11 protein-coding genes, 1 other RNA gene and 1 pseudogene are annotated in these 13,064 nt (G+C 71.2%); all 13 read left to right on the plus strand.

Going from position 1 to position 13,064, the window contains the following annotated elements; all coding sequences use genetic code 11:
- A partial coding sequence (locus AC2W7A_RS03625) for a phosphotransferase family protein (RefSeq protein WP_485990163.1) occupies positions 1-1,637 on the plus strand: 1,637 nt, incomplete at its 5' end.
- A 119-nt stretch (positions 1,638-1,756) separates the two neighbouring features.
- The gene (gene prfB, locus AC2W7A_RS03630) at positions 1,757-2,881 is read left to right on the plus strand and encodes a peptide chain release factor 2 (RefSeq protein WP_485990164.1); all 1,125 of its coding nucleotides are present in this window, start codon (positions 1,757-1,759) and stop codon (positions 2,879-2,881) included.
- Entirely contained in the window at positions 2,878-3,357 is a 480-nt protein-coding gene (locus tag AC2W7A_RS03635; RefSeq protein ID WP_485990165.1) for an SRPBCC family protein, read from the plus strand. The genes prfB and AC2W7A_RS03635 overlap by 4 nt, the downstream gene beginning before the upstream one ends.
- A 117-nt stretch (positions 3,358-3,474) precedes the next feature.
- Positions 3,475-4,690, plus strand: a pseudogene (locus tag AC2W7A_RS03640) (acetyl-CoA C-acetyltransferase).
- Between the two features lie 130 nt (positions 4,691-4,820).
- Entirely contained in the window at positions 4,821-5,585 is a 765-nt protein-coding gene (locus AC2W7A_RS03645) for a 3-hydroxybutyrate dehydrogenase (protein ID WP_485990166.1), read from the plus strand.
- Positions 5,586-5,686: 101 nt separating this feature from the next.
- Positions 5,687-6,496, plus strand: coding sequence for a CoA transferase subunit A (locus AC2W7A_RS03650; protein WP_485990167.1), 810 nt, complete (start codon positions 5,687-5,689; stop codon positions 6,494-6,496).
- Entirely contained in the window at positions 6,496-7,155 is a 660-nt protein-coding gene (locus AC2W7A_RS03655; RefSeq protein ID WP_485990168.1) for a CoA transferase subunit B, read from the plus strand. Before AC2W7A_RS03650 ends, AC2W7A_RS03655 begins: the two co-directional genes overlap by 1 nt.
- Before the next feature lie 164 nt (positions 7,156-7,319).
- Positions 7,320-7,835 (plus strand): SsrA-binding protein SmpB, encoded by a 516-nt coding sequence (smpB, locus tag AC2W7A_RS03660; RefSeq protein WP_485990169.1) that lies wholly within the window; start codon positions 7,320-7,322, stop codon positions 7,833-7,835.
- A gap of 185 nt (positions 7,836-8,020) precedes the next feature.
- Positions 8,021-8,391: a transfer-messenger RNA gene (gene ssrA / locus AC2W7A_RS03665) on the plus strand.
- Between the two features lie 103 nt (positions 8,392-8,494).
- Complete coding sequence (locus AC2W7A_RS03670; RefSeq protein ID WP_485990170.1) at positions 8,495-9,466, plus strand: potassium channel beta subunit family protein; 972 nt, start codon at positions 8,495-8,497, stop codon at positions 9,464-9,466.
- Positions 9,467-9,747: 281 nt separating this feature from the next.
- Positions 9,748-10,785, plus strand: a complete 1,038-nt coding sequence (locus tag AC2W7A_RS03675; RefSeq protein WP_485990171.1) for a Bug family tripartite tricarboxylate transporter substrate binding protein — start codon at positions 9,748-9,750, stop codon at positions 10,783-10,785.
- A complete protein-coding gene (locus AC2W7A_RS03680) occupies positions 10,782-11,390 on the plus strand; it encodes a tripartite tricarboxylate transporter TctB family protein (protein WP_485990172.1) in 609 nt (202 codons plus the stop codon). The genes AC2W7A_RS03675 and AC2W7A_RS03680 overlap by 4 nt, the downstream gene beginning before the upstream one ends.
- On the plus strand, positions 11,390-12,940 hold the full coding sequence (locus AC2W7A_RS03685; protein WP_485990173.1) for a tripartite tricarboxylate transporter permease: 1,551 nt from the start codon (positions 11,390-11,392) through the stop codon (positions 12,938-12,940). The genes AC2W7A_RS03680 and AC2W7A_RS03685 overlap by 1 nt, the downstream gene beginning before the upstream one ends.
- The last annotated feature ends 124 nt before the right edge of the window (positions 12,941-13,064 follow it).

Below are 13,064 nucleotides of genomic sequence, written 5' to 3' on the forward strand. Positions count from 1 at the left end.
CCCCGGACGCGCACGCTGCCGCCGAGGCGATCGCCGATGCGGCCGCCTGGCTGGACGACGCCGTCCGCGCTGCCGCCGAGACGCTGCAGCCGCTGCTCGAGGCCTCCTGCGTGCAGGATCCGGCGGTGGAGCTGCACGGGGACTGGTCCCCGGACCAGGTCCTCGCCGCCTCCGCAGACGGCGCCCGACTCGTGCGGATCATCGACGTGGACCGGGCCCGCACCGGTCCGGCCGCCGTGGACCTCGGCTGCTGGAACGCCGCGTGCCGGCGGGACGGACTGCCCGCGCTCGCCGACGCCCACGCCGCAGGGCATGCGCGTGCCCATGGTGTGGCGGACCCCGTGACCGTGCTGGTCTGGGAGGCCTACGCCCATCTGACCGCCGCGGTGGACCCGTTGCGCCGCCGCCATGCGGACTGGGCCGAGCAGGTCACTGATCGTGTGGTCCACCTGCGTGCGTGCCTGCGTGAGCTGGAGGCCGCCCGCTCCGGCGGTACCCCGCACCACGACGACGGCTCCCTCGCCGCCGCGACGTCCCTCGCCTCGGGCTCTGGCGTCGCCTCCGCCACGGCGACCGGCGCCGACGAGGAGACCGTGCGTGGCCGCGCCGGGCTTCCGCCGGCCAAGGTCGAGGCCGAGGGGGCTGTCTGGACCGTGGACCGTTGCTGGCCCTCCGGCCAGGACGGCGAGCTGGCCGTGGAGGTCTCTGCCGGGGACGCCCTGCGTGCCGGCCTCTGGAGGGACGGCGCCCTCGAGCTCTCCCCGGCGGAGGCAGATCCGAAGCTGAAGGCACTGGCTCCGCTGCTGGCGGCGGGCGGCACCGTGGTCTCCTGGCGTCCCCGCAAGCGCGCCGTGGTGCGCACCACCGGCGCAGAGGGGGACGTGTTCACCAAGGTCGTCCGGGCCGGCAAGGCCCAGGGCATCCTCGAGGGCATCGAGCGCGCCCGCGCCTTCGAGGCCGGGTTCCGCACCCCGCAGGTGGTGGACTCCACCGAGTCCACCGTGAGCTTCGCCGCCCTGCCCGGACGCAGCCTGCATGACGAGTCCGCGTTCACGGACGCCGAGTGGGCCCGTGCCTGGGCGGACATCGCCGACGCGCTCGCCGCCGCCCGCCGGCCACGTCCTGCCACCGGGGACGGCACCGAGGCTCTGCCCGTCCACGGACCGGAGCAGGAGGTCGCCGTGCTGGCGGAGTGGCTCGAGCGCACCGCCGCCTGGACGGGGGCGCAGCCGCCGTTCGCCCAGGCCGTGCAGACGGCGTGCCGGACCCTGAAGGGACTGCCGGCCGCGGCGACCGTGCCCACCCACCGAGACCTGCATGACAAGCAGCTGCTCTGGGACCCCGGACTCGGTGCGGGTCTGCTGGACGTGGACACCGCCTGCCTCGGCGACCCCGCCCTGGACCTGGGCAACCTGCGCGCCCACGCCCTGTGGCGGGAACGGCAGGGGGTGTGGTCGGCGGCCCGGGCGGACGTCGTGCGCCGCACCGTGGACGAGCTCGCCCTCGCGGAGGGGCTGCCCGCCCCGCGCGTCGGGCTCTACGAGTACGCCACCCTGCTGCGGCTGCGCTGTGTCTACGCGCTGCGGCCCCGCTTCGCGGAGACGCCGGCGCTGGAGACCGAGCTGACGCAGAGGTGAGCCGGCAGGCGGAGGCGGGCGGCCGTCGTCGGGAAGCGGCCCGCGGCGGGAGGCGGCCGGTGATGGAGGGAGTCCGCGGGCGGGCCGGGACGCGCGGACGCCTGTAGGCTTGACCCACCATGGCTGAAACTGACTTCGCCGCAGAGATCTCTGCTCTGCGCCATACCCTGTCCTCCATCGAGCAGGTGTCCGACCTCGACAAGATCAAGGCGGACATCGCGGACCTCGAGCAGCAGGCCGCCGCGCCGGACCTGTGGGACGACCCCGAGGCCGCGCAGAAGGTGACCTCCAAGCTCTCCCACCGCCAGGCCGAGCTCAACCGCATGTCCAAGCTCGCCGGCCGCATCGACGATCTGGAGACGATGGTGGAGCTCGCCGCGGAGGAGGACGAGCCGGACCTGCTGGCCGAGGCCGAGACCGAGAAGGACTCCATCGCCAAGGCGCTCCAGGAGCTCGAGGTCGTCACCCTGCTCTCCGGCGAGTACGACCCGCGCGAGGCGGTGGTCACCATCCGCGCCGGCGCCGGCGGCGTGGACGCCGCGGACTTCGCCGAGATCCTCATGCGCATGTACCTGCGCTGGGCCGAGCAGCGCGGCTGGTCCACCAAGGTGATGGACACCTCCTACGCGGAGGAGGCCGGGCTGAAGTCCGTGACCTTCGAGGTCAACGCCCCCTTCGCCTTCGGCACCCTGTCCGTGGAGGCCGGCACGCACCGCCTGGTGCGCATCAGCCCCTTCGACAACCAGGGCCGCCGCCAGACCTCGTTCGCCGCGGTGGAGGTGGTCCCGCTCATCGAGTCGGACGACACCATCGAGATCCCCGAGTCCGAGCTCAAAGTGGACGTGTTCCGCTCCTCGGGCCCCGGCGGCCAGTCCGTGAACACCACGGACTCCGCGGTCCGCATGACGCACATCCCCACCGGGATCGTGGTGTCCATGCAGAACGAGAAGTCGCAGATCCAGAACCGTGCCGCCGCGCTCCGCGTGCTCCAGTCCCGCCTGCTGCTGCAGCGCAAGGCCGAGGAGGACGCGAAGAAGAAGGAGCTCGCCGGAGACGTCAAGGCGTCCTGGGGAGACCAGATGCGCTCCTACGTGCTGAACCCGTACCAGATGGTCAAGGACCTGCGCACGAACCATGAGGAGGGCAACCCGTCCTCCGTGTTCGACGGGCACATCGACGACTTCATCGACGCCGGCATCCGCTGGCGTGCCGAGCAGGCCAAGGAGGCCGCGGAGGAGGGATGAGCATGATCGGCGCGGCGCAGACCCACCGTGCGGAGGACGGCCTGAAGACCTCCGCCGAGGCGGTCCTGGACTGCCGTGCCGAGGCTCTCTTCGCCGTGCTGGCCGACCCGGCACGGCACCCCGAGATCGACGGCGGCGCCAACGTGGCGACCGCCGTCGATCCGCGTCCGCTCACCGCCGCCGGCCAGCGGTTCCGCATGGACCTGGCCAACGGGTTCCGGGTGGTCTGCCGCGTGCGGCGGTTCGAGCGGGACCGGGTGATCGCCTGGGAGCCGGGGCTCGAGGACGCCCCGCCCAGCGGCCAGGTCTGGACCTGGACCCTCGCACCGGAGGGGGAGGAGACCCGCGCCTGGGTCGCCTATGACGGCACCGGCCTGGCGCCGGAGGACTCACGACGACGGGCCCGCGCCCGGGCTCTGGACCCTCGCCGGCTCGTGGACTCGCTCTCCCGGCTGGAGGCCCTGGCCCGCCCCTGAGGGCTCCGCATGGTGGCCGAACAGGTGACCCAAGTCATAGACTGGGGTGCAGATCCAGTTCATCCCGATTAACTGACAGCGGGGCCGGCCTGCGTGCCCCGCGGAAGTGGAGTCACCATGGCCGAGCAGAACGCCACAGCACCCGCCCCGCAGCCGACCGACGCCGTGATCGTCGGCGGCGCCCGCACCCCGTTCACCCGCCTGCTCGGCCAGCAGGCCGGACTGCAGGCCGTCCAGCTCGGCGCCCACGCCATCAAGCACGCCATGAGCGCTCCAAGGTCCCGGCGGCGGACGTGGACATGGTCTACATGGGCCAGGTCGTCCAGGCCGGGGCCGGCCAGAACCCGGCCCGCCAGGCCGCCCTCGGCGCGGGCATCGCCTGGGACGTGCCGGCCATGACCATCAACAAGGTGTGCCTGTCCGGCCTCACCGCCGTGATCGACGCCGCCCGACTGATCCGCCTCGGCGAGGCGAAGGTCGTGGTGGCCGGCGGCCAGGAGTCCATGACCAACGCCCCGCACCTGCTGGTGGGCGCCCGCAAGGGCTACAAGTACGGCCCCACCACCGTCCTGGACTCCGTGGCCTACGACGGCCTCACCGACGCCCTCTCCAAGGAGGCCATGGGCGAGCTGACCGAGTCCGGCAACGGTGAGCGCGGCCTCGAGCGCACCGCCCAGGACGAGATCGCCGCCGGCTCCCACCAGCGCGCAGCTCAGGCCCAGGAGTCCGGCGTGTTCGACGCCGAGATCGCCCCCATGGAGATCCCGCAGCGCAAGGGCGACCCAGTGGTCGTCTCGAAGGACGAGGGCGTCCGCGCGGACACCACCGCCGAGACCCTCGCGGGCCTGCGCCCGGCCTTCGCCAAGGAGGGCACCATCACCGCCGGCAACGCCTCCCCGCTGTCCGACGGCGCCGCCGCCGTGATCGTCACCTCCCGTGCCTACGCGGAGGAGAAGGGCCTGGACATCCTCGCCACCCTCGGCGCCCCGGGCCAAACCGCCGGCCCGAAGGACTCCCAGCTGCACTCCCAGCCCTCCGACGCCATCATCTCCGCCCTGTCCAAGCAGGGCTGGGAAGCCAAGGACCTGGACTTCATCGAGATCAACGAGGCCTTCGCGGCCGTCTCCCTGCAGTCCCTCAAGGACCTGGACTACCCGGCCGAGAAGTGCAACGTCAACGGCGGCGCCATCGCCCTCGGCCACCCGATCGGGCCTCCGGCGCCCGCCTGGCCCTCACCGCCGCACACGAGCTGAACCGCCGCGGCTCCGGGCGCACCGCGGTCGCCCTCTGCGGCGGCGGCGGCCAGGGCGAGGCCCTCATCCTGTTCCACTGACCGGACACCCCTGCGCGCCCGCCCGCGGCAGGGGGAGCCTGGCAGCACGACGACGTCCACCCGCATTGCGCAGGGCGGGCGGCCGTCGTCGTGACGCATCCCCACCGAGGACTCCAGGAGGTCCGCTGACATGACCGAGAACGCCACCGCCCTCTCCCTGAGCGGCCGCCGCGCCGTGGTCACCGGAGGCGCCTCCGGCATCGGCAAGGCCTGCGCCGAGGCGTTCGCCGCCGCCGGCGCCGAGGTGACGGTCGCGGACGTCTCCGCCGAGGCCGCGGAGAAGGTCGCGGCCGAGATCGGCGGCACGGCCTGGGCCGTGGACCTGTCCGAGACCCGCGCCCTGGACGAGCTGTCCCTGGACACGGACGTCCTGGTCAACTGCGCCGGCATCCAGCGGATCGACCCGATCCAGGACTACGACCCGGACACCTGGCGGCTGATCCACCGGATCATGCTCGAGGCCCCGTTCCTGCTGATCCGGGCCGCGCTGCCCGGCATGTACGAGCGCGGCTTCGGCCGGATCATCAACATCTCCTCGGCGCACGGGCTGATCGCCTCGCCGTTCAAGTCCGCCTACGTGGCCGCCAAGCACGGCCTCGAGGGACTGTCCAAGACGACCGCGCTGGAGGGCGGCCCGCACGGTGTCACCTCGAACTGCGTCAACCCCGGCTTCGTGCGCACCCCGCTGGTGGAGAAGCAGATCCAGGACCAGGCCCGCACCCGCGGCATCGGTGAGGACGAGGTCCTCGAGAAGGTCCTGTTGGCCGACGCCGCGGTGAAGCGCCTCGTGGAGCCGGAGGAGGTCGGCGGCCTCGCGCTGTGGCTGGCCACCGAGCACGCCGCGCTCGTCTCCGGCGCCTCCTACACCATCGACGGCGGCTGGACCGCCCACTGACGCCTGACCCCGACCCCGTGCGGCGGTGTCCGCGGACGCCGCCGCCGACGAACCCGCAAGCCCGGGCCGCACCGGCCCGGAACCCTCAAGGAGGAGGACACATGAGTCTGGACAAGACCGTGGCGACCCCCGCGGAGGCCGTGGCGGACATCCCGTCCGGCGCCTCGCTGGCCGTCGGAGGCTTCGGCCTTTCCGGCAACCCGATCCAGCTGATCGAGGCCCTGCTGGAGCAGGGTGCCGACGAGCTCTCGATCGTCTCGAACAACTGCGGCGTGGACGACTGGGGCCTGGGGATCCTGCTCAACGAGCACCGGATCGCCAAGATGACCAGCTCCTACGTGGGCGAGAACAGGGAGTTCGCGCGCCAGTACCTGCAGGGCGAGCTCGAGGTCGAGCTGGTCCCGCAGGGCACCCTGGCCGAGAAGCTGCGCGCCGGCGGTGCCGGCATCCCCGCCTTCTACACCCGCACCGGCGTGGGCACTCAGATCGCCGAGGGCGGCCTGCCCATGCGCTATGACGCGGACGGCACCGTGGTGAAGGCCTCCGAGGCCAAGCCCACCGACACCTTCGAGCTCGGCGAGGGGTACGTGAGCGTGGACCCGGCGGACCGCGAGGTCTACGCCCTGGAGAAGTCGATCGTCACGGACTTCGCCCTGGTGCACGCCGTGAAGGGCGATCGGCACGGCAACCTCGTCTTCAACAAGGCCGCCCGCCAGTTCGGCCCGCCGGCCGCGATGGCCGGCCGGGTGTGCATCGCGCAGGTCGAGGAGCTCGTGGAGCCCGGCGAGATCGACCCGGATGAGGTGCACCTGCCCGGCGTGTACGTTCACCGGATCGTGGAGGTCGGCAAGGACATCGAGAAGCGCATCGAGAAGCGCACCGTGCGTGCGACCGAGGAGGAGCAGTCCTGATGAGCGAGACCACCAAGCCCACCGGCCTGACCCGAGAGCAGATGGCCGCCCGCGCCGCCCAGGAGCTGCCGGACGGCGCCTACGTCAACCTCGGCATCGGCATGCCGACCCTGATCCCGAACCACATCCCGGAAGGCCGCACCGTGGTGCTGCAGTCCGAGAACGGCATCCTCGGCGTGGGCCCGTACCCCACCGAGGGCGCCGTGGACCCGGACCTGATCAACGCCGGCAAGGAGACCGTCACGGTCAAGCCGGGCGCCTCCTTCTTCGACTCCGCGCTGTCCTTCGGCATGATCCGCGGCGGCAAGATCGACGTCGCCGTGCTCGGCGGCATGGAGGTCTCCGCCGCCGGCGACCTCGCCAACTGGATGGTGCCCGGCAAGATGGTCAAGGGCATGGGCGGCGCGATGGACCTCGTCCACGGCGCCGGCCGCGTGATCGTCATGATGGACCACGTATCCAAGGACGGCACCCCGAAGATCGTGGACCAGTGCACCCTGCCCCTCACCGGCAAGGCCGTGGTGCACCGCATCATCACCGACCTCGCGGTGATCGACGTGGTCGGCACCCCGGAGCAGCCCGAACTGAAGCTCGTCGAGTGCGCCCCCGGGGTCACCGAGGAGCAGGTCCGCGAGCTCACCGGCGCCACGCTGAGCTGACGACAGCCACGGCGGGCCCCTCGGAGGTGCCCGCCGGCGGCTTCGCGGGAACGGCGCTTCCCTGCGCCGCGCCGCGGGCCGTGGCGTAGACTGGTGCGTCCGCATCCCCACACCGGGGGTGCGGACGCACTCGTGTGCGCACCCCAAGCGGAAGGAAGGGAACCATGGGCAAGAACTCGAAGGGCAAGGCCGCGAAGCAGCCGGCCCCGGGCGAGCGCGTGGTGATCGCGACCAACCGCAAGGCCCGCCACGACTACACGATCCTCGACACCTACGAGGCCGGCATGGTCCTGCAGGGCACCGAGGTGAAGTCCCTGCGCGAGGGCAAGGCCTCCCTGGTGGACGGCTTCGCCGTGTTCTACCGGGACGAGCTGTGGCTCGAGCAGGTCTACATCCCGGAGTACCTCAACGGCTCCTGGACCAACCACGCGGCCCGGCGCTGCCGCAAGCTGCTGCTGCACCGTGCCGAGCTGACCAAGATCAGCCGCCAGGTCATGGACTCCGGCATCACCATCGTGCCGCTGACCCTGTACTTCAAGGACGGCCGGGTGAAGGTCGAGATCGGCGTCGCCCGCGGCAACCGCGAGTACGACAAGCGGCACAAGCTGCGGGAGAAGCAGGACAACCGCGAGGCCCAGCGGGCCATGCGGATCCGCAACCGTCGCGCCGGAGTCGCCTGACCGTCGTCGGGAAGGACGGGGGCAGGTCACGCCCGGAACCGTCTCTGACGTCGAGACGGCCGCAGACTCCCACCCCTGGGGGAATGGATCCGGGGCGTGGTAGGTTATGGAACTCGCAGGACGGATCAGAGCCGGACTGCACAGTGGTGATTGACAACTCCATAGAGGGAGTCGTCCCCGTCCACGGGGCCGATCGGTTTCGACGATGTATGTCGCGACAGGGGAAGCGGGCCGAGGATGCAGAGTCATCTCGTCAACGCTCTCTGCACACCAATAAGTGCCGAATCCAAGCGCACTGACTTCGCTCTCGCTGCCTGATCAGTGATCGAGTCCGTCACCCCGGGGTTGCTGTCGCCCCGGACCGTGGCGTCAGCTAGATAGCCACTGGGCATCACCCTCGCCGGGGGTCGTGATGCCGACATCAATCCGGCTGGGCCCGGGCTGTCCGCCCGTCTGCGGGACGGACAGGGCCGAGCAACACCCGCAGCAGACTGCGCCCGGAGAAGCCCTGACAACACTGCATCGGACGCGGGTTCAATTCCCGCCGGCTCCACTCACCACCTGCGCTGGCCCCGGGACCGAGAGGTCCCGGGGCCTTCGTCGTCTCCCCGGGTCTCCACCCGTGCTCCGACCCCGCCCCGCGGTAGTAGCGTGGAGGCATGAGCGACATGATCTACAACCGTCTCGGTTCCTCCGGCCTCCAGGTCTCCCAGTTCAGCTTCGGCTCCTGGGTGACCTTCGGCACCCAGGTCGACGTGGGCCTGGCCAAGGACCAGCTGGCCGCCGCCAAGGAGGGCGGCGTCAACTTCTTCGACAACGCCGAGGTGTACGCCGGCGGCGAGTCCGAGACCATCATGGGCCGGGCCATCTCCGAGCTCGGCTGGGCCCGCCACGAGTACGTGGTCTCCACGAAGCTGTTCTGGGGCATCAACGGTGACATGGTGAACATGAAGAACACCCTGAACCGCAAGTACCTCATGCAGGGCATCGACGGCTCCCTCGAGCGCCTCGGCCTGGACTTCGTGGACCTGGTGTTCTGCCACCGCCCGGACCCGAACACTCCGATCGAGGAGACCGTCTGGGCCATGAGCGACATGATCAGCCAGGGCAAGGCCCTGTACTGGGGCACCTCGGAGTGGAGCGCGGACGAGATCCGTGCCGCCTGGAACATCGCCGAGCGCCACCACCTGCACAAGCCCGTGATGGAGCAGCCGCAGTACAACCTCCTGCACCGCACCAAGGTGGAGAAGGAGTTCGCCCGGCTCTACGAGGACATCGGCCTGGGCCTGACCACCTGGAGCCCGCTGGCCTCCGGCATCCTCTCCGGCAAGTACGTGGATGGCATCCCGGCTGGCTCCCGCGGCGCCCTCGAGGGGTACGACTTCGTGAAGGACTCCATCGCGGACGAGCAGATCACCGCGAAGGTCCGTCAGCTCGTGGACCTCGCCGCCGAGCTGGACGTGACCGCCGCCCAGCTGGCCCTGGCCTGGACGGCCTCGAACCCGCACGTGTCCACCGTGATCCTCGGCGCCTCCTCCGTGGAGCAGGTCCAGGAGAACCTGAAGGCCCTGGACGTCATGGAGCTGGTGACCCCGCAGGTGCGCGAGCGCCTGGAGTCGATCTTCGCCTGACGGTCCCCCGGCCGCTGACCGGCCTTTCCCGACGACGGCCCCTCACCCGGTCCTGTCCGCCCACCCCTTCCGGTGGGCGGGCAGGCGGAGGCGAGGGGCCGTCGTCGTGCACAGACAGGGGCCAGGAGAGGTGCGCAGCCGTGTGGGGTCCGCCGTGACGTCACGCCCCGTCATTGTGACGAGGCCATGTGTGACCTCCTCACCATCGGTGCAGTACGATCTACCGACCCGTGACGCCCGTCACGGTCATCACTCATCGTTCGCACCCCAGGAGTCCCTCCATGTCTCCCTCCCACCGTCCACCGGGGGACAGGACCACCGCGCCGCCGGACCGCAAGGTCGGCATCGGCACCGTGGTCTTCGCCCTCGTCGCGGTCGTGTCCATCGCGGCCGCGTCCTTCTTCTCCGTCCGCGCCGCGGGCACCGGAGACGACCTCCGTTCGAACCTCACGTACATCGCCCCGGCCGGCGTCGGCGGCGGCTGGGACTCCTTCGCCCGTGAGGGCCAGCAGGCCATGCGCGGCGAGGGCATCGTCAACAACGTGCAGGTCGTGAACATCCCGGGCGCCGGCGGCACTATCGGCCTGAGCAACTTCGTCACCAAGTCCGGCCAAGCCAACACGATCATGGCCACCGGCGCGGCCATGACCGGCGGCATCGCCACCAACGGCTCGCAGTACACGCTCGAGGACGTCCGCCCCGTGGCCCGTATGGCGGAGGACTACAACGCGTTCATCGTCAAGGCGGACGCGGAGTGGGGCTCCATGGAGGAGTTCATCGAGGCGTGGAAGGCCGACCCGAAGGGCATGGTCTGGACCGGCGGCTCCGTCGGCTCGATCGACCACCTGGTGATCGCGCAGCTGGCCATGGATGTGGGCATCGACCCGAAGGACATCACCTTCATCCCGAAGGCCGGCGGCGGCGAATCCGTGCAGTCCCTCATGGCCGGCACCGCGGACATCGCGGTCACAGGCTTCAACGAGGTCGGCGACCAGATCGACGCTGGCCGCGTGAAGGGCCTGGCCATCACCGCCCCGGAGCGGTTCGACGACTACCCGGACCTGCCGACCTTCAAGGACCTCGGCCACAAGGTGGACCTGGTGAACTGGCGCGGCATCCTCGCCGCCCCGGGCATCTCGGACGAGGACTTCGCCACCCTCGAGGAGATCGTCACCGAGACCCGCGAGTCCGCCTCCTGGAAGGACTCGCTGGAGCGCAACCGCTGGGAGGACTCCTTCCTCACCGGGCCGGAGCTCATCGAGTTCATCCGTGAGGACCAGGAGAAGGCCCACGAGATCGTGAAGGAGCTGGGACTGTGAGCGCCGCCCCCACGCCACCGACGACGTCCCGCGCCGCCGCGCGCACCGCACCCGAGCGGTCGGCCGGCTTCGGCCACGGCCGCTCGGGCCTGGTCGTCCCGCTGATCCTCGCGACGTTCAGCACCTACCTGCTGATCGGCGTGTTCACCATGGAGGTCCCGGACGGCACCGACCCGCCGGGACCCGCCTTCTTCCCGACCATCGTCCTGGTGGCCGGCTACGCGGTGGCCGTGCTCTTGGCGCTGCGGATCCTGAAGACCCCGGAGCCGGCCGAGCCCGCCACCTTCGGCGAACACGAGGACGTCTCCGAGGAGGAGCGCCGCGCCGCCGAGGAGGCGGCGGCCGTCCAGTACCCCACGTTCACGGACTGGCGCTGCGTCGCCTGGGCCGTGGGCGGGTTCCTCGCGTTCGCGGCGCTGCTGCCGTTCGCCGGCTGGATCCTCTCGGCGGCCCTGCTGTTCTGGTGCGTGGCCCGCTCCATGAACTCGCGCACGCCGTTGCGTGATCTGGTGGTGGCGCTGACCGTGTCCTCGATCGTCTACCTGGCCTTCGGCGTCGCCCTGGGCCTGAACCTGCCCTCGGGCCTGATCGGAGGTGGCTTCTGATGGAGGCGCTGTCCATGCTCATGGAGGGCTTCGCCCACGCGTTCACGCCCATGAACCTCGTGTTCGTCCTGGTCGGCTGCCTCCTGGGCACCGCCGTGGGAGTCCTGCCTGGACTCGGTTCGTCCATGGCCGTGGCGCTGCTGCTGCCGATGACCTTCGCCATGGAGCCGACCGCCGCGTTCATCATGTTCGCCGGCGTGTACTTCGGCGGCCTGTTCGGCGACTCGACCATGGCGATCCTGATGAACACCCCGGGGCAGGCCTCGGCCATCGCCTCGACCTTCGAGGGCCACAAGATGGCCCGCGCCGGCCGGGCCCCGCAGGCGCTGGCCACCGCCGCGATCGGCGCGTTCATCGGCGGCATGGTCTCGTGTGTGCTGGTCGTGTTCCTGGCCCCGGCCCTGGCGGACCTCTCCGCGAACTTCGGCCCCGCCGAGTACTTCGCGCTCGCCCTGTTCGCGTTCGTGGCCACCTCCTCCGTGGTGGCGGACGACGTCCTCAAGGGCCTGGTGGCCCTGGTGCTGGGCCTGGGCATCGCCACGATCGGCATCGACTCGGTGTCCGGCGCGGAGCGCTTCTCCCTGGGCGTCCCGCAGCTGTTCGACGGCATCTCCCTGGTGACCGTGACCGTGGCCCTGCTGGCGCTCGGCGAGGTCTTCCACGTGGCCTCCCGCATCCGCCGCGATCCCACCGCCCGGTCCATCCCGACCGCCGGGCGCCCGTTCCTCTCCGGGGCGGAGTTCCGCGACGCGCTCCCGGCCTGGCTGCGCGGCACGGGCATCGGCCTGCCGTTCGGCGTGGTCCCCGTGGGCGGTGCGGACGTGCCGACCTTCATCGCCTACGGCGTGGAGAAGAACTTGGACCGGCGCCGGAAGACGCCCATGTTCGGCAAGGGCGCGATCCGCGGCCTGGCCGCCCCGGAGGCCGCCGGCAACGCCACCACCGGCACCGCCATGGGCGCCCTGCTGGCCCTCGGCCTGCCGGTCTCGGCCACCGCGGCGATCATGCTGGCCGCGTTCCAGCAGTACGGCCTGCAGCCCGGCCCTCTGCTGTTCGAGCGGGCACCGGACCTGGTCTGGGGACTGCTCGCCTCGTTCTTCATCGCGATGATCGTGCTGCTGATCCTGAACCTGCCGTTCGCCCCGCTCTGGGCGAAGCTGCTGCTCATCCCGAAGCCCTACCTGTTCGGCGGTATCGCGGTGTTCTGCGGCCTCGGCGTCTATGCCACCTCGGCGTCCGCGTTCGACCTGTTCCTGCTGACCGGCCTGGGCTTCCTGGGCTTCCTGATGCGCCGCTACTCGGTGCCACTGGCGCCGCTGCTGATCGGCATGGTCCTCGGCCCGCTCGCCGAGACCTCGCTGCGCGACGCCCTGATGTCCTCCGGCGGCGACTACTCCGTGTTCGTCGGCAGCGGCATCACCCTTGCGGTCTACACCCTGCTGGTGCTGGCCATCGGCATCTCGGTCGTCGGTCGCCTGCGGTCCTCCCGCAGTCAGAAGGCCGCAGCAGAGCCGGTCGCGGAGCGCGAGGAGTCATCGGTCAGCCGCTGACCGGCCCCTTCCCGACGACGGCCCCCCTCACCCGGTCCTGTCCGCCCCACCCCCGTCCGGGTGGGAGGGCGAGGGCGGAGGGCGAGGGGCGTCGTCGTGCGGTAGTGCCGTGCCGCATTCAGCG

It is taken from the genome of Micrococcus sp. LASM2_SD2 (assembly GCF_057364565.1).